This window comes from Pseudomonas sp. P39-UII1 (assembly GCF_039672635.1).
GTDB lineage: Bacteria > Pseudomonadota > Gammaproteobacteria > Pseudomonadales > Pseudomonadaceae > Aquipseudomonas.
In genome coordinates, this window is sequence record NZ_JBDFPP010000013.1 from 63820 (window position 1) to 86641 (window position 22822).

Annotated in this window: 23 protein-coding genes; 18 read left to right on the forward strand and 5 right to left on the reverse strand. The window is 64.7% G+C overall.

Features of this window, described 5'->3' with window-relative positions:
* Window positions 1–31 precede the first annotated feature (31 nt).
* The 17 genes from cbiE (at window position 32) to ABEH27_RS17435 (ending at window position 17584) form a co-directional block, all read left to right on the forward strand.
* On the forward strand, window positions 32–1243 hold the full coding sequence (cbiE, locus tag ABEH27_RS17355; protein ID WP_346614755.1) for a precorrin-6y C5,15-methyltransferase (decarboxylating) subunit CbiE: 1212 nt from the start codon (window positions 32–34) through the stop codon (window positions 1241–1243).
* The gene (locus tag ABEH27_RS17360; RefSeq protein WP_346614756.1) at window positions 1236–2330 is read left to right on the forward strand and encodes a cobalt-precorrin-5B (C(1))-methyltransferase; all 1095 of its coding nucleotides are present in this window, start codon (window positions 1236–1238) and stop codon (window positions 2328–2330) included. The genes cbiE and ABEH27_RS17360 overlap by 8 nt, the downstream gene beginning before the upstream one ends.
* Window positions 2327–3055 carry a cobalt-precorrin-6A reductase gene (locus ABEH27_RS17365; protein ID WP_346614757.1) on the forward strand — a complete coding sequence of 243 codons (729 nt, stop codon included), beginning with the start codon at window positions 2327–2329 and terminating at the stop codon, window positions 3053–3055. The genes ABEH27_RS17360 and ABEH27_RS17365 overlap by 4 nt, the downstream gene beginning before the upstream one ends.
* Before the next feature lie 167 nt (window positions 3056–3222).
* On the forward strand, window positions 3223–3660 hold the full coding sequence (locus ABEH27_RS17370; RefSeq protein WP_346614758.1) for an NfeD family protein: 438 nt from the start codon (window positions 3223–3225) through the stop codon (window positions 3658–3660).
* 39 nt (window positions 3661–3699) lie between these two features.
* Window positions 3700–4554: an SPFH domain-containing protein gene (locus tag ABEH27_RS17375; protein WP_346614759.1), complete on the forward strand. Its 855-nt coding sequence runs from the start codon at window positions 3700–3702 to the stop codon at window positions 4552–4554.
* Between the two features lie 122 nt (window positions 4555–4676).
* Window positions 4677–5066 carry a DUF2946 domain-containing protein gene (locus ABEH27_RS17380; protein ID WP_346614760.1) on the forward strand — a complete coding sequence of 130 codons (390 nt, stop codon included), beginning with the start codon at window positions 4677–4679 and terminating at the stop codon, window positions 5064–5066.
* Between the two features lie 48 nt (window positions 5067–5114).
* On the forward strand, window positions 5115–5600 hold the full coding sequence (locus ABEH27_RS17385; protein ID WP_346614761.1) for a copper chaperone PCu(A)C: 486 nt from the start codon (window positions 5115–5117) through the stop codon (window positions 5598–5600).
* A 26-nt stretch (window positions 5601–5626) separates the two neighbouring features.
* Complete coding sequence (locus ABEH27_RS17390) at window positions 5627–6055, forward strand: DUF2946 domain-containing protein (RefSeq protein WP_346614762.1); 429 nt, start codon at window positions 5627–5629, stop codon at window positions 6053–6055.
* A 66-nt stretch (window positions 6056–6121) separates the two neighbouring features.
* Window positions 6122–8188 carry a TonB-dependent copper receptor gene (locus tag ABEH27_RS17395; RefSeq protein WP_346614763.1) on the forward strand — a complete coding sequence of 689 codons (2067 nt, stop codon included), beginning with the start codon at window positions 6122–6124 and terminating at the stop codon, window positions 8186–8188.
* Window positions 8189–8246: 58 nt separating this feature from the next.
* Window positions 8247–9614 (forward strand): PepSY domain-containing protein, encoded by a 1368-nt coding sequence (locus ABEH27_RS17400; RefSeq protein WP_346614764.1) that lies wholly within the window; start codon window positions 8247–8249, stop codon window positions 9612–9614.
* Window positions 9615–9826: 212 nt separating this feature from the next.
* The gene (gene cycA / locus ABEH27_RS17405) at window positions 9827–11233 is read left to right on the forward strand and encodes a D-serine/D-alanine/glycine transporter (RefSeq protein WP_346614765.1); all 1407 of its coding nucleotides are present in this window, start codon (window positions 9827–9829) and stop codon (window positions 11231–11233) included.
* A 288-nt stretch (window positions 11234–11521) separates the two neighbouring features.
* The gene (gene urtA / locus ABEH27_RS17410; protein WP_346614766.1) at window positions 11522–12787 is read left to right on the forward strand and encodes an urea ABC transporter substrate-binding protein; all 1266 of its coding nucleotides are present in this window, start codon (window positions 11522–11524) and stop codon (window positions 12785–12787) included.
* Between the two features lie 112 nt (window positions 12788–12899).
* Window positions 12900–14387 carry an urea ABC transporter permease subunit UrtB gene (gene urtB / locus ABEH27_RS17415; protein ID WP_346614767.1) on the forward strand — a complete coding sequence of 496 codons (1488 nt, stop codon included), beginning with the start codon at window positions 12900–12902 and terminating at the stop codon, window positions 14385–14387.
* Window positions 14387–15466: an urea ABC transporter permease subunit UrtC gene (urtC, locus tag ABEH27_RS17420; protein WP_346614768.1), complete on the forward strand. Its 1080-nt coding sequence runs from the start codon at window positions 14387–14389 to the stop codon at window positions 15464–15466. Before urtB ends, urtC begins: the two co-directional genes overlap by 1 nt.
* Window positions 15463–16320, forward strand: coding sequence for an urea ABC transporter ATP-binding protein UrtD (urtD, locus tag ABEH27_RS17425; protein WP_346614769.1), 858 nt, complete (start codon window positions 15463–15465; stop codon window positions 16318–16320). Before urtC ends, urtD begins: the two co-directional genes overlap by 4 nt.
* 18 nt (window positions 16321–16338) lie before the next feature.
* Entirely contained in the window at window positions 16339–17037 is a 699-nt protein-coding gene (gene urtE, locus ABEH27_RS17430) for an urea ABC transporter ATP-binding subunit UrtE (protein WP_346614770.1), read from the forward strand.
* A gap of 31 nt (window positions 17038–17068) precedes the next feature.
* Entirely contained in the window at window positions 17069–17584 is a 516-nt protein-coding gene (locus tag ABEH27_RS17435) for an N-acetyltransferase family protein (RefSeq protein ID WP_346614771.1), read from the forward strand.
* Between the two features lie 114 nt (window positions 17585–17698).
* Here the strand turns inward: ABEH27_RS17435 and ABEH27_RS17440 are convergent, their stop codons facing one another.
* Window positions 17699–18004 carry a chaperone modulator CbpM gene (locus ABEH27_RS17440; protein WP_346614772.1) on the reverse strand — a complete coding sequence of 102 codons (306 nt, stop codon included), beginning with the start codon at window positions 18002–18004 and terminating at the stop codon, window positions 17699–17701.
* Window positions 18005–18006: 2 nt separating this feature from the next.
* Window positions 18007–18969: a curved DNA-binding protein gene (cbpA, locus tag ABEH27_RS17445; RefSeq protein WP_346614773.1), complete on the reverse strand. Its 963-nt coding sequence runs from the start codon at window positions 18967–18969 to the stop codon at window positions 18007–18009.
* A gap of 163 nt (window positions 18970–19132) precedes the next feature.
* Between cbpA and ABEH27_RS17450 the strand changes: the two genes are divergently transcribed.
* The gene (locus tag ABEH27_RS17450) at window positions 19133–20404 is read left to right on the forward strand and encodes an Hsp70 family protein (RefSeq protein ID WP_346614774.1); all 1272 of its coding nucleotides are present in this window, start codon (window positions 19133–19135) and stop codon (window positions 20402–20404) included.
* Between the two features lie 120 nt (window positions 20405–20524).
* Here the strand turns inward: ABEH27_RS17450 and ABEH27_RS17455 are convergent, their stop codons facing one another.
* From ABEH27_RS17455 to ABEH27_RS17465, 3 genes are all read right to left on the reverse strand, one after another.
* On the reverse strand, window positions 20525–21532 hold the full coding sequence (locus ABEH27_RS17455; RefSeq protein ID WP_346614775.1) for a hypothetical protein: 1008 nt from the start codon (window positions 21530–21532) through the stop codon (window positions 20525–20527).
* Window positions 21533–21602: 70 nt separating this feature from the next.
* Complete coding sequence (locus tag ABEH27_RS17460; RefSeq protein ID WP_346614776.1) at window positions 21603–21887, reverse strand: PsiF family protein; 285 nt, start codon at window positions 21885–21887, stop codon at window positions 21603–21605.
* Between the two features lie 63 nt (window positions 21888–21950).
* A complete protein-coding gene (locus ABEH27_RS17465; RefSeq protein ID WP_346614777.1) occupies window positions 21951–22739 on the reverse strand; it encodes a helix-turn-helix transcriptional regulator in 789 nt (262 codons plus the stop codon).
* Window positions 22740–22822 lie beyond the last annotated feature (83 nt).

The following is a 22822-nucleotide window of genomic DNA, read 5'->3' on the forward strand; positions in this document are numbered from 1 at the left end:
TTTGCAGCCCCAACACCACGGAACGAAACACATGGCACCCTGGCTGACAGTAGTAGGCATCGGCGAAGACGGCTTCAGCGGCCTGGGCAAACAGGCCCGGCGCGCCCTGCTGGGCGCCTCGCGGATCATCGGCAGCCCACGCCAGCTGGCCTTGCTGCCGCGCTGCATAAGCGCTGCCCGGCAGGATTGGCCGAGCCCGTTCTCCCTGGCCCCGGTACTGGCCCTGCGCGGTGAACCCGTGTGCGTACTGGCCAGCGGTGACCCGATGTTCTACGGCGTCGGCGCAAGCCTGGCGCGGCAGGTCCCGGCCGAAGAAATGCAGGTCCTGTCGATGCCCTCCTCCTGCGCCCAGGCGGCCGCCCGCCTGGGCTGGCCGCTGCAGGACGTGCAGGTGGTGTCGATTGTCGCGCGCCCCCTGGCCACTCTCAACGCCCACCTGTACAGCGGCATGCGCCTGCTGGTGCTGAGCAACGACGGCGACAGCCCTGCCGCCATCGCCGCCTTGCTGCGTGAGCGCGGCTTCGGGCCAAGCCGCCTGCAGGTGTTCGAACACCTCGGTGGCGCAGCTGAGCGCCGCCTGACGGGCAGCGCAGATGACTGGGCGCACGCTGAGGCAGCCGCACTCAACCTGGTTGCCATCGAGTGCCAGGCCACCGCAGATGCTCCCCGGCTTTCGCGTACGCCAGGCCTGCCGGACGACGCATTCCGCCATGACGGCCAACTCACCAAACGTGACGTACGCGCCATCACCCTGGCCCGGCTGGCCCCGCAGCCGGGCGAACTGCTGTGGGACGTGGGCGCGGGCTGCGGCTCGATCGGCATCGAGTGGATGCGCGCGCACCCTGCTTGCCGAACACTGGCGATCGAGGCCGATGAAGGCCGCCAGGGTTTCATCGAGTACAACCGTGATGCGCTCGGCGTGCCCGGGCTGCAATTGATACGCGGCAAAGCACCGCAGGCGCTGGTTGAACTTGAGCGGCCGGATGCCATTTTCATCGGCGGCGGCGTCACCCGGGAAGGCGTGCTGCCGCTGTGCTGGGAACGCCTGCGCCCCGGTGGCCGGCTGGTGGCCAACGCGGTAACCCTGCAGAGCGAACTGGCCCTGGCGCATTTTCGCCAACAGCACGGCGGCGAACTGACCCGCATCCATGTCGCCCAGGCCCAGCCGCTCGGGGCCTTCGACACCTGGCGCCAGGCGCTGCCGATCACCCTGCTCGACGTGGTGAAACCCTTCGATGCGTGAGGAAACCCGCGAACAACCCGCGCCACTGCGCAGCGGCCTGACCACCGGCAGCTGCGCAACCGCCACCAGCCTGGCCGCCGCCCGCCTGCTGCTCACCGGCCTGCGTGACGACGCAGTCAGCATTACGCTGCCCAAGGGCAAGGTGGTGCAAATGCGCCTGGAGTTCTGCCGCTGCGAGGGCGAGCGCGCCGAAGCCGGTACGCTCAAGGATGCAGGCGACGACCCGGATGTTACCCACGGCGCCCTGCTGTACAGCCAGGTGCGCTTGCTGGATGAGCCGGGCGTGCGCTTTGTCGCGGGCCAAGGTGTCGGTACCGTTACCCGCCCCGGCCTGGTGCTCGCGGTAGGTGAACCGGCGATCAACCCGGTGCCGCGTCGCATGATCAGCGAGCACTTGCAGCGGTTGGCCGATGAGTGCGATTACCGGGGTGGCTTCGAGGTCACGGTGAATGTGCAGGGCGGCGAGGCGCTGGCCTTGAAGACCATGAACCCGCGCCTGGGCATCCTCGGGGGGCTGTCGATTCTGGGCACCAGCGGCATCGTCCGGCCATTCTCCTGCGCGGCTTACATCGCCTCGATCCACCAAGGCATCGACGTAGCCCACACCAATGGCTACACGCATATCGCCGCCTGCACCGGCAACGCCAGTGAGGACACCATGCGCCGGGTCTATGGCCTGCCGGAAATCGCCCTGATCGAGATGGGCGACTTCGTAGGTGCGGTGCTCAAGCACCTGCGCAAGGTGCCGGTGCCCCGCCTGACTCTGTGTGGAGGTTTCGGCAAGATCAGCAAACTGGCCGCCGGGCACATGGACCTGCATAGCCGCCATTCGAGCATCGACCTGCCACAACTGGCCGGCTGGGCCGCCGACATTGGCGCCGATACCGACCTGCAGGCCGCGATCATTGCCGCCAACACCAGCCAGCAGGCCCTGGCCCTGGCGCACGCCGCCGGTATCGCCTTGGGCGACGCGGTCTGCGCCCACGCCTTGGCCTTCGCCCGCAGCATCGTACCGGCGCAGGTGCAGGTGGAAGTATTCGCCATCGACCGCCAGGGCGGCATCGTCGGCCAGGCAGGTGTGCAATGAACCGGCGCATCCTGTTGCTCGGCGGCGTCACCGAGGCACTGGCCATCGCCCGCCAGCTGGGCCCCGAGCATGTCTACAGCCTGGCCGGCATAGGCCGCGTGCCACAGGACCTGACCTGCCAGGTCAGGGTCGGTGGCTTTGGTGGCGCCGAAGGCCTGGCCAACTACCTGCGCGAGGCGGGTATCACGCTGCTGATCGACGCCACTCACCCCTACGCGGCGCAAATCAGCCGCAATGCCGCCGCTGCCGCGCAGGCCGCTGGCATTCCTTGCTGGGCCCTGCGCCGCCCGGCCTGGCAGGCACAGCCGGGTGACGACTGGCGCGAAGTGGAAGACTGGGCAGGGCTGATCGAAGCGCTCAGGCCGTTCCGGCGGCCACTGTTCACCCTCGGCCGCGAGCCGCTGCAACACCTTGACGACATTCCGCCGGAACAGTTCTGGACGCTGCGGGCGCTGGAGGCCTGCGTTGGCAATGATCGCTGTGAAGTGATCGGCGCGCGTGGGCCGTTTCAGCTTGAAGCGGAACGGGCGCTGTTTGCGCGGCGTAATATCGATGTGCTGGTCAGCAAGAACAGCGGTAGCGTGGCGACCGAACCGAAGCTTGAGGTGGCGAGAGAACTCGGGGTTCCTGTGGTGATTCTGAAACGTCCCGCATTGCCTGGCGTAGACCGTGAGTATGCGTCCCTGGATGCGTTGACGGCGGCTCTCAATGGTTTTGGCGATTAACCTTCAGGGCGCCTGCCTTGAATTTTGCAGCGTGGCCAAGATCGAGCACCGGCAAACTCCCGACAAGCATCAGCATTTCCCTACACACATCGCTCTTTTGCCTGATTAGCCATCTGCCTCTCCATTAACCTAAAATCACCCCCCCTCCCCCGGAAGGCTTTACACATATGGAAATGCAATGGTGGATCTGGCTGGTCTTCGGCATCGCGCTGATCCTGCTCGAGCTGGTCCTGCCCACGTTCTTCATCATTTGGTTCGGCATCGGTGCCGTGCTGGTCGCACTCATTTCGCTGGCCGCCCCCACCCTGCAACTGGATATGCAGGTGCTTTTTTGGGTGCTGTTCTCCTCTGCCACCACGGCCCTGTGGTTCAAGCTGTTTCGGCGCACGCAGCCGGATGTGCGCTGGACCGCCGACAGCGTGATCGGCGAAGTCGGGCTGCTGATAAGCAGCGTTTCGCAATTTCAGAAAGGCCGTGTGCGCTTCCAGAAGCCGATCCTGGGCAATGAGGAGTGGATCTGTGTGGCCGACAGCGACATCCCGTCCGGCGAGCGCGTGCGCCTCGTCGCCATCGAAGGCAATACCGCCCGGGTCATTCGGGCCTGACGCCTTGTCAACAGCTTGCATTAAAAGGAAGTTCGCAGCATGACCAGCCTCATCGTTGTCGCCACACTTGCCGTGTTCGTTCTGATCACGGTGTTCAAAGGGGTGCGCATCGTGCCCCAGGGCGAAGAATGGATCGTCGAGCGCCTGGGCCGCTACCACAGCACGCTCAAGCCCGGCCTGAACATCGTCATCCCGTACATGGACGTTGTCGCTTACCGCCTGCCGACCAAGGACATCATCCTCGACGTGCAGCAACAGGAAATCATCACCCGCGACAACGCGGTGATCGTTGCCAATGCCCTGTGCTTCGCCAAGGTGGTCGACCCGCAGAAAGCTTCCTATGGCGTACAGGACTTCTCGTTTGCCGTCACCAGCCTGACCATGACCTCGCTGCGCGCCATCGTCGGCGCCATGGACCTGGACGAAGCGCTGTCGAGCCGCGAGCAGATCAAGGCGCGCCTGCGCGAAGCGATGTCCGAACAGACCGAAGACTGGGGCGTCACGGTGCGTTCGGTGGAAATCCAGGACATCAAGCCGTCCGAAAACATGCAGCTGGCCATGGAGCGCCAGGCCGCCGCGGAACGTGAGCGTAAAGCCGACGTGACCCGTGCCGAAGGTGCCAAGCAGGCGGCGATTCTCGAAGCGCAAGCACGGCTGCAGTCGGCCAAGCTGGATGCCGAGGCGCAGATCAACCTGGCCGAGGCTTCGGCGCGGGCGATCTCGCTGGTCAAGGAAGCCGTGGGCAACGAGACGGTACCGGCCATGTACCTGCTGGGCGAGCGCTACATCGGCGCCATGGAGAACCTGGCAAACAGCAACAACGCCAAGGTTGTGGTGCTGCCGGCGGATCTGCAGGAGACCGTCCGTGGCCTGATGGGCCGCAACAAGGCTTGATATCACCGGGGCCGCTGTGCGGCCCCAGATGTCACACCACCTGCGTCACTTCACCGCACCCCGCCATTTTTACCTATACTCGGCCTTACAATACCCGCCACGATTCCTGACCGGATCTCTCCATGCCCCCACGTCGGCACATTGCCTGGATAGCCTGCCTAGCAGTGCTGTTCAACCTGCTGGCCATGCCGCTGTCCTCTGCCGCGCCCAAGGGCCCGGCCGAACAGCTGCTGTGGGGGGCTTTCTGTTCCAGCCTGGCCGGCAAGGCCAAGGTCGATGTCCAGGCCTTGGCCAAGATCGACCTCGGCACCCAAAGCGACCAGCATTCCAGCATGCAGCACTGCTGGTGCTGCGCTGGCGCCGCACCGCTGCTGGCGCTGCCGGGCTATCCGCCGCAGCTGCACAACCCGCCCACGCTGCTGGCCGGGTATCCACCGCCGCTCGCTACCTACCAACCGACGCCGCGCCAGCTATGGCCTGCGCTCAACCCCCGTGCCCCTCCCCTGGTCTGAGTTCATCACGCTGTCTGCCTGAACCTGAACAGAACGGAGACTCACACCATGCTCAAGCAAGCTCTCATCGTGGCCGCCTTGCTGCTGCCCGGCGCCTTCGCCAATGCCCATGAATACACCGTGGGCGACCTGCACATCGCCCACCCGTGGTCGCTGGCGTTGCCACCGAATGCGCCCAACGTCGCGGCCTATTTCATCGTGCACAACAACGGCAAGGCAGATGACCGCCTGCTGAGCGTCGACAGCCCGATCACTGCAGATGCACAACTGCACGAGCATACGATGAGCGCCAGCGGCGCCATGAAGATGCAGCAGGTGCCCAACGTGACCGTGCCGGCCGGCAAGGACCTGGTCTTCGCCCCCAGCGCCTACCATGTGATGCTGATGCAGCCCAAGGACCGCAGCCTGCTGGTCGACGGCAAGCGCTTTCCGTTGACACTGCACTTCGAAAAGGCCGGCGACATCACCGTCGACGTGGCTGTGCAGAAGCAGCCGCCGGCGGACCAGCCGCAAGGCCACGAACACGCGCACTGACCGCTAGCTGACCGGCGCTCGCCAACATGAGCCTGCCCTGCAACGGCCGCAGCCGTACCACCCGCCCTGAACGCAGGCGCGTCGGTGGCGGCTGGCTGAGCCTGTTCGCCATGTGGATGATTTTCATCGGCCCGCTGGTTTCCCAGTCGATGCCGATGGAGCACCACGCGGGCATGAGCATGCCGATGGACATGAGCATGTCCATGGAGCATCAGCATGGCGACGCGCATAACGGCCACGGCGATGATGGCCAGCTGCATGTGATGTGGGAAAAGTGCGGCTACTGCAGCCTGCTGTTCAACTGCCCCGCGTTACCACAAACCCTCAGCCCGCTCAGCGCCGGTCACGTCGCCCCGACCACCCTGACCGCCACGCCCACGCACCAAGGCCATGCCCGGCAGGCCGTCTTCCCCGGTGCGCGCAGCCGCGCGCCGCCGCTTTCGATCAGCATCTGACATCACCTTTTGCCGCACGAAGCCTGGAGCTTCGCGCCGACTCATGACTGATCGACTGGAATCACTATGTCCGGCTGCACCCCTGTTTTCGCCCCCGCCCTGCGCGGGACATTCGCCGCGTTGTGCGGCTCGCTGCTCGCGCCCATGGCCATCGCCGCCGACCCTGGGCACGAAGGCCACGAGCAAACGCTGCCCGAGCTGAGCCCGACGGTGATCACCGCCATTGCGCCAAGCTCGCCGCTGACCGTGGTCACCAACCCGAAAGACCCACGCCAGCCCGTACCGGCCAGCGATGGCGCCGATTACCTCAAGACCATCCCAGGCTTTTCGGCCATCCGTGCCGGGGGCACCAACGGTGACCCGGTGCTGCGCGGCATGTTCGGCTCGCGCCTGAACATCCTCACCAACGGCGGCGTGATGCTCGGGGCCTGCCCCAACCGCATGGACGCACCGACCTCGTACATCGCACCCGAAACGTACGACCGCCTCACCGTCATCAAGGGCCCGCAAAGTGTGATCTGGGGCCCGGGCGGCTCGGCGGGTACCATCCTCTTCGAACGTGAGCCGGAGAAGTTCGGCACCCTTGGTAGCCGCGTCAACGCCAGCCTCCTGGCCGGCTCCAACGGCCGCTTCGACAAAGTGCTCGACGCCGCCGCTGGCAACAGCCAGGCCTACGCGCGCTTCGTCGGCAACCAGTCGCGCGCTGACGACTACCACGATGGCAACGGCGACACCGTGCCCTCGCGCTGGGACAAATGGAACGGCGATGTGACCCTGGGCTGGACGCCAGACCAGGACACCCTGCTGGAACTCACTGCCGGCAAGGGCGACGGCGAAGCCCGCTATGCCGGGCGTGGCATGGACGGCTCGCAGTTCAAGCGCGAAAGCCTGGGCCTGCGCTTTGAAAAGTCCAACCTCGGCGAGGTACTCGACAAGGTCGAGGCGCAGGTTTACTACAACTACGCCGACCACGTGATGGACAACTACAGCCTGCGCACGCCATCGGGCAGCGGCATGATGGGCATGCCCATGGTCAGCAACGTCGACCGCCGTACGATGGGTGCACGGGTCAAGGCAACCTGGCGCTGGGCAGACGTGCAACTGATCAGCGGCATCGACGCGCAAACCAACGAACACCGCCAGCGTGGTGGCATGGGCGTCGATGCGCACAAGGGCCAACCCTGGACCAAGGACGCCGACTTCCACAACTACGGTGCCTTCGGCGAACTCACCTGGTACGCCACAGGTGTTGACCGGCTGATCACCGGCGCCCGCCTGGACCGCGCCTCGGCCCGCGACCTGCGCACGGGTAGCGCCACCGCAGGCGATACCCGCGCCGACACCCTGCCCAGCGGCTTCGTGCGTTACGAGCACGACCTGGCGGCTGTCCCGGCCACCACTTACATCGGCCTTGGCCACGCGCAGCGCTTCCCGGACTACTGGGAGCTGTTCTCGCCCAAGCTGGCGCCGCCTGGTGCGGCCAACGCCTTCGACGGTATCAAGCCCGAGAAGACCACCCAGCTCGATTTCGGCATCCAGTACCGCGATGAACGCCTGGAGGCCTGGGCCTCGGGCTATGTCGGGCAGATCCGCGATTACATTCTGTTCGACTACCGCACCGGCATGATGGGCATGAGCACCTCCCAGGCGCAGAACATCGACGCCCGCATCATGGGCGGCGAGCTGGGCGCCGCCTACAAACTGACGGAAAACTGGAAAGCCGATGCCACGCTGGCCTACGCCTGGGGCAAGAACAGCAGTGACGGCAAGGCGCTGCCGCAGATGCCGCCCCTGGAAAGCCGCCTTGGCCTGACCTACAGCCGTGACACCTGGAGTGCAGGGGCATTGTGGCGGCTGGTGTCGGCGCAAAACCGCATCGCCGAGAACCAGGGCAACGTGGTGGGCAAGGACTACGAGAAAAGCGCAGGCTTCGGCGTGTTCTCGCTCAACGGTGCCTACAAGGTGAACAAAAACCTCAAGCTCAGCGCAGGGGTCGACAACCTGTTCGACAAAACCTACGCCGAGCACCTGAACCTGGCAGGGAATGCCGGGTTCGGCTACCCAGCCACCGATCCACAGCCGGTGAACGAGCCAGGCAGGACGTTCTGGACCAAGGTCGATTTCAGCTTCTGACAACAACAACGGGCGCAGCTTCGGTTGCGCCCATCTGCTGGTCAAACAGGAGGTTCCCATGAGAGGAACACGCGTCAATTTCTATAACCTGGCCTGGCGTTGGCACTTCTATGCGGGGCTGTTCGTGGCACCGTTCATGATCCTGCTGGCGATCACCGGGATCATCTACCTGTTCAAACCGCAGCTGGACCCGCTGCTGTACCGTGACCTGATGGTGGTCGAGGCCGGGCATCACCGGCAGGGCGCCGACCTGATGCTGGCCGAAGTACGCCAGGCCTACCCCAAGGGCCACGTCGGCCAGTATCTGCCGCCTATCGATGCCGAGCGCAGCGCGCAGTTCGTGGTGCACGACAGCGGCCGCGAGCTGAATGTGTTCGTTGACCCCTACAGCGGCAAGATCCTCGGCGAGCAGGACGCCAAGCAAAACCTGCAGGCCGTCGCCCGCGCCCTGCATGGCGAGCTGATGGTCGGCACGCTGGGCGACCGCCTGGTTGAGCTGGCTGCCGGCTGGGGCATCGTGCTGGTGGTGTCCGGCCTGTACCTGTGGTGGCCGCGGGGGCGCAATGGCGCTGGCGTGCTCTGGCCACGCCTGAGCGCACGCGGTCGGCTGTTGTGGCGCGACCTGCATGCGGTGACCGGGTTCTGGGGATCGGCGTTGCTGTTGCTGATGTTGCTTAGCGGCATGACCTGGACCGGCCTGTGGGGCAAGCAGTACGCCGATTTGTGGAACCGCTTTCCAGCCGCCATGTGGAACGACGTGCCCAAGTCCGATCAACAGGCTGGTGAACTGAACCATGCCCACCGCCAGACGGTGCCTTGGGCCATGGAAAACACACCGATGCCGCAATCCGGCGCGCATGCAGAACACGCCGGGCATCACATGATGTCGAACGCCCCGGCGGCGCCGCTGGTCAGCGTACAGCAGGTCGAGGACATCGCCACGGCGCGTCAGGTCGAGCCGGGCTACAGCATAACCCTGCCGACCACGGCAGACGGCGTATTCACCATCGCGGTGTTCGCCGACGACCCGCGCAACGATGCCACCCTGCATGTCGACCAATACACCGGCAAGGTGCTGGCCGACGTGCGCTGGCAGGACTACAGCCCGGTAGCCCGCGCCACCGAGCTGGGCGTGATGCTGCATGAGGGCAAGATGTTCGGCGCGCTGAACCAGATCATCATTTTGCTGGTGTGCCTGATGATCCTGCTGGGTTCGGTGAGCGGCTTGGTGATGTGGTGGAAGCGCCGGCCGGCTGGAGGGTTGGGGGTGCCGCCGCTGCGCCATGACCTGCCGCGCTGGAAGGCGGCGGTCGGGGTGATGGTGCTGCTGGGGGTGATGTTCCCGCTGGTGGGGCTGTCGATGGTGGTGATGTGGGTGGTGGATAGCCTGGTGGTGCGCCGCCGTCGGGTACTGGCCAGCGCCTGACCCTTGCAGTGGTCCCACGGGCCTCTTCGCGGGGCAAGCCCGCTCCCACAAAGTCGGTAGCGCTATGAGCTCTGTGGGAGCGGGCTTGTCCCGCGAAGAGGCCAGCAAGCGCGCCACAAAGGTCGTGTCGATCTGTCGCGCCCCGAATTGGGACGCCCGTGTTAGCCTACTCGGCTTTCACAAAAAGACTGACCCTCAATGGAATGCAGCCAATGACCCGGACCTCTTCCCCTCCTGCTGAAGACCAGCACCTGCAGCGCAACCTGACCAACCGCCACATCCAGCTGATCGCCATTGGCGGCGCCATCGGCACCGGCCTGTTCATGGGCTCGGGCAAGACCATCAGCCTGGCGGGGCCATCGATCATCTTCGTCTACATGATCATCGGCTTCATGCTGTTCTTCGTCATGCGTGCCATGGGCGAACTGCTGCTGTCGAACCTCAACTACAAGTCGTTCATCGACTTCTCCGCCGACCTGCTCGGGCCCTGGGCCGGCTACTTCACCGGCTGGACCTACTGGTTCTGCTGGGTGGTCACCGGTATTGCCGACGTGGTCGCGATCGCCGCCTACACGCAGTTCTGGTTCCCCGACCTGCCGCAATGGATACCCGCGCTGACCTGTGTGGGCGTGCTGCTGGCGCTGAACCTGGTGACGGTGAAGATGTTCGGCGAGCTCGAGTTCTGGTTCGCCCTGATCAAGATCGTCGCCATCCTCGGCCTGGTCGCCACCGGCCTGTACATGGTCATCACCGGCTTCGAATCGCCGAGCGGGCGCACCGCGCAATTGGCCAACCTGTGGAATGACGGCGGCATGTTCCCCAATGGCCTGATGGGTTTCTTCGCCGGTTTCCAGATTGCCGTGTTCGCCTTTGTCGGTATCGAACTGGTCGGCACCACCGCCGCCGAAGCCAAAGACCCCGAACGCACCCTGCCACGGGCGATCAACTCGATCCCGATCCGTATCATCGTGTTCTACGTGCTGGCGCTGATCGCGATCATGGCCGTGACCCCATGGCGTGATGTGGTACCTGGCAAGAGCCCGTTCGTCGAACTGTTCGTGCTGGCCGGCCTGCCGGCGGCGGCGAGCATCATCAACTTCGTGGTGCTCACCTCCGCAGCCTCGTCGGCCAATAGCGGCGTGTTCTCCACCAGCCGCATGCTGTTCGGCCTGGCCCAGGAAGGTGATGCCCCCCGCGCGTTCGAGAAGCTGTCACGCCGTGCCGTGCCGGCCAACGGCCTGTACTTCTCCTGCACCTGCCTGCTGCTGGGCGCCGTGCTGATCTACCTGGTGCCCAATGTGGTCGAGGCGTTCACGCTGGTCACCACGGTCTCGGCGGTGCTGTTCATGTTCGTCTGGACGCTGATCCTGCTGTCGTACCTGAAATACCGCAAAACCCGTGCGGCGCTGCACCAGGCGTCGACCTACAAGATGCCGGGCGGGCGCTTCATGTGCTACGTGTGCCTGGCGTTCTTCGCGTTCATTCTGGTGTTGCTGAGCCTGGAAGCGGACACCCGCTCTGCGCTGATCGTCACGCCGATCTGGTTCGTGCTGCTGGCCGCCACCTACCAGGGTGTGCGCAGCAGGCGCCATCCGCGCAGCGCGGTTCGCGGAAGCTGAGTCACCGGAGGGGCTGCTTTGCAGCCCATCGCCGGCAAGCCGGCTCCCACAGGTACAGCGTTGCTCTTCAGCACAATGCACCCCTTGTGGGAGCCGGCTTGCCGGCGATGGGCCGCACAGCGGCCCCAATGCTGTGCACGCAAAACATTCAGGCACCATCCTGGACCTGCCCCGCGCCCCAACACCTCGCACAACCCTTCTAACACGCACCTTCAGCCACTCGGCACACCCCTTGCAACGCCCCTCCCCGCTTGGCCAACACCCAAAAAAACTCAGCGGAGAGAGCACATGAAGCGTCGCAGTCTGATCAAGGCCTTTACCCTCAGCGCATCGATTGCGGCGATGGGTCTTAGCTGGAGCATCCAGGCCGCCGAGACCATCAAGGTCGGCATCCTGCATTCGCTGTCCGGGACCATGGCGATTTCCGAGACCTCGCTCAAGGACATGGCGCTGATGACCATTGACGAGATCAACGCCAAGGGCGGCGTAAACGGCAAGATGCTCGAACCCGTTGTGGTCGACCCAGCCTCGAACTGGCCGCTGTTCGCCGAGAAAAGCCGCCAGCTGCTGACCCAGGACAAGGTCGCGGTGGTGTTCGGCTGCTGGACCTCGGTGTCGCGCAAGTCGGTGCTGCCAGTGTTCGAAGAGCTCAACGGCCTGCTGTTCTACCCGGTGCAGTACGAGGGCGAAGAGATGTCGCCGAACGTGTTCTACACCGGCGCCGCCCCCAACCAGCAGGCCATTCCTGCTGTGGAATACCTGATGAGCGAAGACGGCGGCAGCGCCAAGCGCTTCTTCCTGCTAGGCACCGACTACGTCTACCCGCGCACCACCAACAAGATCCTGCGCGCGTTCCTGCACAGCAAGGGCGTGGCCGACAAAGACATCGAAGAGGTGTACACGCCGTTCGGCCACAGCGATTACCAGACCATCGTCGCCAACATCAAGAAGTTCTCCGCAGGCGGCAAGACGGCGGTCATCTCCACCGTCAACGGCGACTCGAACGTGCCGTTCTACAAGGAACTGGCCAACCAGGGCCTGAAGGCTACCGACGTGCCGGTGGTGGCGTTCTCGGTGGGTGAAGAGGAGCTGCGCGGCATCGACACCAAGCCGCTGGTGGGCCACCTGGCAGCATGGAACTACTTCGAGTCGGTGGATAACCCGGTCAACCAGAAGTTCGTCGCCGACTGGAAAGCCTACGCCAAGGCCAAGAACCTGCCAGGCGCCGACAAGGCGGTGACCAACGACCCGATGGAAGCCACTTACGTGGGCATCCACATGTGGGCGCAAGCCGCTGAAAAAGCCAAGTCCACCGATGTCGACAAGGTTCGCGAGGCCTTGGCCGGGCAGAGCTTCAAGGCACCGTCCGGCTTCACGCTGACCATGGACAAGACCAACCACCACCTGCACAAGCCGGTGATGATCGGCGAGATCCAGGATGACGGGCAGTTCAGTGTGGTGTGGGAAACCGAGCAGCCGCTGCGGGCGCAGCCTTGGAGCCCGTTCATTCCGGGCAACGACAAGCGGCCGGACTATGCGGTGAAAGGTAACTGAGTGCACTGGGGCTGCCGCGCAGCCCTATCGCGGATAAATCCGCTCCTACAGGTCCGTGTAGGAGCGGATTTATCCGCGATGAATCCACCGCCGATTTCCCAGGACTGCCCATATGCTCAGATTCCTGCTCACCCTCCTCCTGTTGCTGCCCCTGGCAACCCAGGCCAGCGAGGGCGAATTCTTCCTCAGCGCCAAGCCCGCCGAACAGGCCCGCCTGCTCGAAACCTGGGCGGCGCAGCCCGATGCCGCGCGCCTGCCGCTGCTGGAAAACCTGCGCCAGGGCCGCATCGCCGAAGGCGACAAGCGCAAGGTGCGCCTGAACAACCGCCTGCGCGGCTTGATCGATAACGCCCTGGCCAGCCATCAGTTGCTCAGCGATGACACCGGGACACGCCTGGCCGCCGCCCAGCAACTGCAGAAAACCGCGCAACCGGCGCAGATGGCCTTCCTCGACCGGCGCTTCGCCAGCGAACCCGACACCGCCGTGCACGCTGCCCTTGGCCTGGCGCTGGCCAACCTGCAACTGGGCGCCAGCGAACCACGGGTGCGCCTGGCAGCCGTGCGCCTGCTCGGTGAAACCGGTGACCCCGTGGCGCGCACGCGCCTGGAGGCGTTGCTGCAGCCCGATGCGGAAACCGACGCGGTGGTGCGCACCGCTGCCGAAACCAGCCTGGCTCAGGTCAAGCGCAAACTGCTCTTCGGCGAACTGCTCGGCCAAGCCTTCAGCGGCCTGTCGCTCGGTTCGATCCTGCTGTTGGCGGCCCTGGGCCTGGCGATTACCTTCGGCCTGCTCGGGGTGATCAACATGGCTCACGGCGAGATGCTGATGCTCGGCGCCTACAGCACCTACATGGTCCAGGTGCTGCTGCAGCGCTATGCACCCGGCGCCATCGAGTTCTACCCGCTGATCGCCCTGCCGGTAGCGTTCACCGTCAGTGCCGGGGTCGGCATGGCGCTTGAGCGCACGATCATCCGCCACCTCTACGGCCGCCCGCTGGAAACCCTGCTGGCGACCTGGGGCATCAGCCTGATCCTGATCCAGGCCATACGCCTGCTGTTCGGCGCGCAGAACGTCGAGGTCAGCAACCCGGCCTGGTTGTCCGGTGGCATCCAGCTGCTGCCCAACCTGGTGCTGCCCTACAACCGCCTGGTGATCATCGGCTTCGCCCTGGCCGTGGTAGTGCTGACCTGGCTGCTGCTCAACCGCACGCGGCTGGGCCTGAACGTGCGGGCGGTCACCCAGAACCGCAACATGGCCGCCTGCTGTGGCGTGTCCACCGGCCGCGTCGACATGCTTGCCTTCGGCCTGGGCTCGGGCATCGCCGGGCTCGGTGGCGTGGCCCTGAGCCAAGTCGGCAACGTCGGCCCGGACCTGGGCCAGAGCTACATCATCGACTCTTTCCTGGTAGTGGTGCTCGGCGGTGTCGGGCAACTGGCCGGCAGCCTCTGGGCCGCCTTTGGCTTAGGGATAGCCAACAAGTTACTGGAGCCGCAGATCGGCGCAGTACTTGGCAAGATCCTCATCCTTGCGTTGGTCATTCTGTTCATCCAGAAGCGCCCGCAAGGCCTGTTCGCCCTCAAGGGACGGGTAATCGACTGATGAACCAGCCACTGCTAGTCACCGCTTCGCAAAAGGCCGGGCCGCGCCTGTCGCTGGCCATTGGCGCCATCGTCGTCCTCCTGTTGCTGGCCCTGCCGTTGCTTTCGTTACTGCCGGCTGACCACGCGCTGCAGGTTTCGGCCTATACCCTGACACTGGTTGGCAAGATCCTCTGCTATGCCATCGTCGCGCTGGCGCTTGACCTGGTCTGGGGTTACGCCGGGCTGCTGTCGCTTGGCCACGGGCTGTTCTTTGCCCTGGGTGGCTACGCCATGGGCATGTACCTGATGCGCCAGGCGGCCGGTGACGGCCTGCCGGGGTTCATGACCTTTCTGTCGTGGACCGAGCTGCCCTGGTACTGGGCCGGTACTCAGCATTTCGCCTGGGCCTTGTGCCTGGTGGTGCTGGCGCCCGGCCTGCTGGCGCTGGTGTTCGGCTTCTTCGCCTTCCGCTCGCGGATCAAGGGCGTGTATTTCTCGATCATGACCCAGGCCCTGACCTTCGCCGGCATGCTGCTGTTCTTTCGCAACGAGACAGGCTTTGGCGGCAATAACGGTTTCACCAGCTTCCGCACCATTCTTGGCTTCGACATCGCCGCGCAAGGCACACGGGCGGTGCTGTTTCTGCTCACCGTGGGCCTGCTGGTGGCCAGCCTGTACCTGTGCTGGCGCCTGACCCAGAGCAAGTTCGGCCGCTTGCTCACCGCCGTACGTGATGCGGAAAACCGCCTGATGTTCTGCGGCTACGACCCCCGCGGCTTCAAGCTGCTGGTGTGGGTGCTCAGCGCCGTTCTGTGTGGCCTGGCCGGCGCGTTGTACGTGCCGCAGGTGGGCATCATCAACCCCAGCGAGATGTCGCCGACCAACTCCATCGAGGCCGCTGTGTGGGTGGCATTGGGTGGGCGCGGCACGCTGATCGGCCCGCTGCTGGGCGCTGGCCTGGTGAACGGGATGAAGAGTTGGTTCACCGTGGCCTTCCCGGAGTTCTGGCTGTTCTTCCTCGGCGCATTGTTCATCCTCGTCACCCTGTACCTGCCCAAGGGCGTGGTCGGCCTGCTGAAGAAAAGGAGCCAGCCATGAGAGGCGTGCCCCCTGTGCATCCGGAATTCATGCTTGAACCCGTGTTCGACAACCTGGGTAGCGGGCGTGACGCCATCGGCCTGGGCAGCCGCCGTACCGCGGGCCTCGACACCCGCCACGGCACGGTGCTGAGCCTGGAAGACATCAGCGTCAGCTTCGATGGTTTCAAGGCCCTCAACGCGCTCAACCTGTACATCGGCGTCGGTGAACTGCGCTGCATCATCGGCCCCAACGGCGCCGGCAAGACCACGATGATGGACGTGATCACCGGCAAGACCCGCCCCGACACCGGCAGCGCGTTTTTTGGCGACACCCTCGACCTGACCCGCATGAGCGAATACCAGATCGCCCAGGCCGGGATCGGCCGCAAGTTCCAGAAGCCGACAGTGTTCGAGGCGCTGACCGTGTTCGAGAACCTCGAACTGGCGCTGAAGACCGACAAGTCGGTGTGGGCCAGCCTGGCGGCGCGCCTGAGTGGCGAGCAACGCCAGCGCATCGAGGAGGTGTTGGCGACCTTGCGCCTGCTCCCCCTGGCCCAGCGCCAGGCGGGCTTGCTGTCCCACGGGCAGAAGCAGTTTCTGGAAATCGGCATGTTGCTGGTGCAGGAGCCACAGCTGCTGCTGCTCGACGAACCGGTGGCGGGCATGACCGACGCCGAGACCGAGTTCACCGCCGAGCTGTTCAAAGGCCTGGCCGGCAAGCACTCGCTGATGGTGGTGGAACACGACATGGGGTTTGTCGGCAGCATTGCCGACCATGTCACCGTGCTGCACCAGGGCAGTGTGCTGGCAGAGGGCTCGCTGGAGCAGGTGCAGGCAGACGAGCGGGTGGTCGAGGTTTACCTGGGCCGTTGATGACTACAAGGACATGACATGCTGAAAATCGACACCCTGCATCAGTACTACGGCGGCAGCCACATCCTGCGTGGCCTGTCCTTCGAGGCCAAGGTCGGCGAAGTCACCTGCCTGCTCGGGCGCAACGGTGTGGGCAAGACCACCCTGCTGCGCTGCCTGATGGGGCTGGTACAAGCCCGCGAAGGCAGCGTGCAATGGGAAGGCAAGCCAATCACCACGCTCAAGCCACAACAACGGGTGCATGCCGGTATCGCCTACGTGCCCCAGGGCCGCGAGATCTTCCCGCGCCTGACCGTCGAGGAAAACCTGCTGATGGGCCTGTCGCGTTTTCCGGCCCGCGAGGCGCGGGAGGTACCGGCCTTCATCTACGAGCTGTTCCCGGTGCTGGAGCAGATGAAGCAACGCCGTGGCGGCGACCTGTCCGGCGGCCAGCAGCAACAGCTGGCCATCGGCCGCGCCCTGGCCAGCCGGCCGCGCCTGCTGATCCTCGACGAGCCCACCGAGGGCATCCAGCCTTCGGTCATCAAGGAAATCGGCGCGGTTATCCGCCGCCTGGCCGAGCGCGGCGACATGGCCATCTTGCTGGTCGAGCAGTTCTACGACTTTGCCGAAGAGCTGGCGGACCAGTACCTGGTCATGGCCCGGGGCGAGATCATCCAGCGCGGGCGCGGTGAAAACATGCAAGCCGAGGGTGTACGCGGGCTGGTAACCATTTAATCTGCGCCCATCGACCCAGTGAGACGCCGCAATGAGCCACGAAATTCGCGATGCCCTGCCCACCGACGTGCCGGGCATCCTCGACATCTACAACGACGCGGTGCGCAATACCACGGCGATCTGGAACGAAACCCCGGTGGACCTGGGCAACCGCCAGGCCTGGTTCGAGGCCCGTGCGCAACAGGGTTACCCGATCCTGGTGGCGGCGGATGACACCGGCGTGCTCGGGTATGCCTCGTTTGGCGACTGGCGACCGTTCGAAGGGTTTCGCAATACCGTGGAGCATTCGGTGTACATCCGTGGCGACCAGCGCGGCAAAGGCCTGGGGCCGCAGCTGATGGCGGCGCTGATCGAACGGGCGCGGGGGTGTGGCAAGCATGTGATGGTAGCCGCCATCGAGAGCGGCAATGCAGCGTCGGTGCGCCTGCATGAGCGGCTGGGGTTCGTGGTGACCGGGCAGATGCCGCAGGTGGGTGTGAAGTTCGGGCGCTGGCTGGACCTGACGTTCATGCAGCTGCTGCTCAACCCAGGGGCTGAGCCCGCTTGAATTTCAGAGTGCCTGCATGGGCCTCATCGCCGGCAAGCCGGCTCCCACAGGATTTGCAGCGCTGCAGTCATTGTGGGAGCCGGCTTGCCGGCGATGGGGCCGGTACGGGCACCATCACAGCTGGATAAACCGCCCCAGCCGCTGTTTCAGCATGCTGTTCTCACTGCGCAACTGCTGCACTTCCTGCAACAACTCCAGCGCCAGCGCCACCCCTTCCCATTCCAGTTCCAGCTCCTGGTGCAGCTTGGCCGCACGCCTGGCCAGCAGCGGCGCCTGATCGTCGAACAGCCAATCCTCCGGCGTTCGCCCTTTCGGTTCAACGATACCGTGCTCGACGATCTCGACCACGTAATCGGCCGTGATGTCGGCCTCCTGGCAAAGGGTGCGCATGTCCAGTTGAACGATCAGGGTGCTGCTCATGATCACTTACTCCATTGTGCCCTCGGGTTGAACGCGGCCTTCTCGGAAAGCTTGGCCCACAGTTCACGGGTAGACTCGTCGGATGTCGTCGGCATCACCACTTTCAACTGCGCATAGAGGTTGCCGCGCTCGCCCTGCTTGTTCGCCAGGCCCTTGCCCGGCACCCGCAGGCGCTGGCCGCTCTGGCTGTCGGGGCGGATGGTCAGGTTGATCTTGCCGTCCAGGGTCGGCACTGCCACCTTGGTGCCCAACGCCGCTTCCCACGGTGCCAGCGGCACGGTGATGATCAGGTCTTGACCTTCGACATCGAACAGCGGGTGCGGTGCCATGCGGATGGTCAGGAACAGGTCGCCATTGGCCCCGCCACCACTGCCCGGCGCGCCCTGGCCTTTGAGGCGGATGCGCTCGCCATCGCTGACCCCAGCCGGGATCTTCACATTCAGGGTCTTGGTGGTGAACCCGGTACGCTGGCCAGCGGCGTTGGTCTGCGGCACCTGGAAGCTGATCTGCTTGGATTCCTTGCTCAGGGTTTCTTCAAGGAAGATCGCCAGTTCCAGTTCCACGTCCTGCCCTCGCCTGCCCGCACTGCGTTGTTGCCGGGCGCCACCAAACGGGCTGCCGCCACGCGCGCCGAAGATCGAGCTGAAGAAGTCGGAGAAATCACCACCTTCGAAACCCGCGCCCGCGCCACCCGCACCGCCACGGCTCTGCCAACCCGGCGGGGCCTGGAATGGCCGGCCGTGCTGGCCGCCGTACTTGCGGATCTCGTCGAACTCGGCGCGCTTCTGGGCGTCGCCAAGCACCTCGTAGGCCTCGTTGGCCTCCTTGAATTTATCCTCGGCGTCGCGCTCCTTGCTGACGTCAGGGTGATACTTGCGCGCCAGTTTGCGGTACGCGGCCTTGATCGCCTTCTCGTCCGCCGTGGGCTCTACGCCGAGTATCTTGTAGTAGTCTTTGAAGTCCATCTATGGATCACCAATGTGAATTTGCGTATTGCATCTGAAGATAGGGTCCAAGCATAGCCTTTCAAGGTGCGCTTGGCTTTGCTCCATGGCAGACGGCCGGTCTTGATTCTTGAGCCAAGTGGCATAAACTGCGCGGCCGTTTTGCCTCCGGAAGCCCTTTTCCATGTCTGACGTATCCCCGGCCCGTGCCCTCGGCATCGACTTCGGCACCTCCAACTCCACGGTCGGCTGGCACCGCCCCGGCGTCGAGTCGCTGATCGCCCTGGAGAACGGCAAGATCACCCTGCCGTCGGTGGTCTTCTTCAATATCGAAGAACGCCGCCCGGTGTACGGCCGGCTTGCGCTGCACGAATACCTCGAAGGCTACGAAGGCCGCCTGATGCGCTCGCTCAAAAGCCTGTTGGGCTCCAAGCTGATCAAGCACGATACCAGCGTGCTGGGCAGCGCATTGCCGTTCAAAGACCTGCTGGGCATGTTCATCGGCGAGCTGAAGAACCGCGCCGAAACCGCCGCCGATCGCAGCTTCGACCAGGTAGTACTGGGCCGCCCGGTGTTCTTCGTCGACGAAGACCCGGCTGCCGACCAGGAGGCCGAAGACACCCTGGCCGAAGTGGCGCGCAAGATCGGTTTCAAGGACGTGTCGTTCCAGTACGAACCGATCGCTGCGGCGTTCGACTACGAGTCCGGCATCAACCGTGAAGAGCTGGTGCTCATTGTCGATATCGGCGGTGGTACCTCGGACTTTACCCTGATCCGCCTTTCCCCCGAGCGGCACAATGTGGCCGAGCGCCAGAGCGACATCCTCGCCACCGGCGGCGTGCACATCGGCGGTACCGATTTCGACAAGCAGTTGAGCCTGCAGGGTGTGATGCCGCTGTTCGGCTATGGCAGCCGCATGAAGAGCGGCGCGCTGATGCCCACCAGCTACCACCTCAACCTGGCCACCTGGCACACCATCAATGCCCTGTACTCGCAAAAATCGCAGCTGGCCCTGGGCAACATGCGCTATGACATCGAGGACACCCTGGGTATCGACCGCCTGTTCAAGCTGATCGAGCAGCGTGCCGGCCACTGGCTGGCAATGGAAGTCGAGGCTAGCAAGATCGAGCTCACCGACCACGAAACCCGCCGTATCGACCTCGGCCGCGTCGAGCGTGAGCTGGGCGTGGACTTGACCCGTGCGGTATTCGAAGGGGCCATCGAAGGGCTGCTGGAGCGAGTGCGGGCCAGCGTGACCGAGTTGCTGGCCAAAGCCGGCGTGGGCGAAGGCCAGGTCGACACGGTGTTCTTCACCGGCGGTTCGAGCGGTATTCCCGCCCTGCGCAACAGCGTGGCGGCGATGCTGCCGAATGCGCGGCATGTGGAAGGCAACATCTTCGGCAGCATTGGCAGCGGGTTGGCGATCGAGGCGCGCAAGCGTTACGGCACGATCTGAATCTGCATCAGCTTCATCGCCGGCAAGCCGGCTCCCACAGGGATAGCACAAGCCTGAGGGCGGAGTCATTCCTGTAGGAGCCGGCTTGCCGGCGATGAGGCCGGTACTGGCCCCCTGACCTCAGACCAGCTCAGCCCGCCGCAACTCACTCTTCAGGTAGGCGTAGTAGACCGGCCCCGCTACCACCCCCGGTAAACCGAACGCCGCCTCGAACACCAGCATCGCCAGCAACAGCTCCCAGGCCTTGGCACTGATCTGCCCGCCGACGATCCGCGCGTTGAGGAAGTACTCGACCTTGTGGATGACGATCAGATACCCCAGCGCCGCCGCCGCCACCCAGATCGACAACGACAGGCCGACGATGGTGATCAGCGTGTTGGACATCAGGTTGCCGATCACCGGCAGCAGCCCCAGCAGGAAGGTCAGCACGATCAGCGTCTTGGTCAGCGGCAGGTGCACGCCGAACGACGGCAGCACCACGGCCAGGAAAACACCAGTGAACGCGGTGTTCAGCAGCGAGATCTTGATCTGCGCGAAAACGATGTTGCGAAATGCCTGAACCAGCAGGCTCAGACGCTCGAACAGCGCTGCGGCCAGCGGCTTGCGGCGGGAAATGTCGGGGATGCGCTGCAGGGCGATGATCGCCCCGAGGATCATGCCGATCAGCAGGGTAACGAACATGTGCGCCATGCCCTTGCCGACCAGCTGCAGGTCGCTCAGGTGGCTCTTGATCCAGTCACCGATGGCCACCTTGAACTCGGCGGCACTGGCCGGCAGGTAGCCTTCGATGAAGGGCGGCAACTGGCCACGGGCACGCTCGACCAGGGCCATGAACTTGTCCAGCGAGGCGCCAGGGTTCTCCGCTTCATGCAGCAGGAAGCTGAACGCACCGGCGATCAGCAGCGCCAGGGTAATCACCACGAGCGTGCCAAGCAGCGCCACCGCCAGCCAGCGCGCTCGCTGGCCAGCGATCAGCGGTTGCAGCCGCGGCGTGAGCATGTTGACCAGTTCGAACACCAGCAGCCCGGCCAGCAGGCTTGGAAGCAACTTCAGGGGCAGTGCCAGCAACAGCCCGGCCATCACGATGATCAGGCTGGCAAGGGTAATCTGGCGGGGGGTGAAGGTCATACAGCCTCGGCGGCAGACAGCGGAAAGACCCGCAGTCTGCCAGCCTTCGACCGACAGGCATAGGCGCAGGTCATTTCTTCTTCAGGCAGTCGCTCATGAAGGCTTTGCGCTCGTCGCCCTTGAGCGCCTTGGTGGAAGCGTCGGCGTTGCAGGTCTTCATCTTTTCCTGCTGGGTGGCCGGCGCGCTCTTCTTCAGGCAGGTGCTCATGAACGCCTTGCGCTCGTCGCCCTTGAGCGCCTTGGCCGAGGCGTCGGCATTGCACGTGGTCATCTTTTCCTGTTGCGCGGTGGCGGCGAAGCCCTGCGCGCTGAACAACACAGCCAACACCAGCAATGGCATTTGCAGCATCTTCATGGAGTGGTCTCCTTGGCTCCGCGCCCGATGCACGGTAGTGCACGTCAGTGTAGACAAGAATTTTTACATTCCCGCCCGGGCCTGGCGCCGGTACTGCTCCGGCGTGCACTGGGCCTGGCGCTGGAACATGGCGATGAAGGCCGAGGCGCTGCTGTAGCCGAGGTCGAAGGCAATCGCCTGGATCGGCTCGCCCGCCTCCAGCGCTTCGATGGCCCGCAGAAACCGCAGGCGCAAGCGCCACTCGCCGAAACTGATGCCCAGCTCACGCAGAAACTGCCGAGCCAGGGTGCGCTCGCTGACGTGCACCTGCGCTGCCCATGCGGCCAGCGGGCGGTTGTCGCCCGGCTCGGCACCCAGGGCATCGAGCACCTGGCGCAGCCCCTCGCTGTGGGCGAAGGGCAGGTAGCAGGTCTGTGTCGGCGCCAGCAGCAGCTGGTCGAGCAGCACCTGCACCAGGCGCTGGTCGCGCTCGCCCTGTGCCACTTTCAGGTCACGCCGGGCGAAGTCGCCGAGGATCGCCTTGAGGATATCGCTGATCACCAGGCTGCAGGGCTGCTGCGGCAGTTCGGTGCACAGGCTGCGGTCCAGGTAGACCGAGCGGTAGACGATGGCCTGGGGGTTGTAGCAGCCATGCTCGGTGCCCGGCGGTACCCATACGGCGTAGTGCGGCGGCGAGAGGAAGCGCTGGCCGTCGACATCTAGGTGCATGACGCCGTGGGCCGTGTAGTTGAGCTGGCCCCAGGCATGCCGATGAGGTGCGCTATGGGTGTCGGCGCCGAACTCGTCATGGCGAAAGTACACGGGGGCCGGGAGCTGGTCGAACTGGGGGATGTCGAGGTATTTACGCGGCATGCTGTCTGCTTCAAGGGGCAGGTTGTCTGGATACGAGTATAGGCGTGCGGACAGACAGCGGATAATAGCGTGCTATCGGGTCC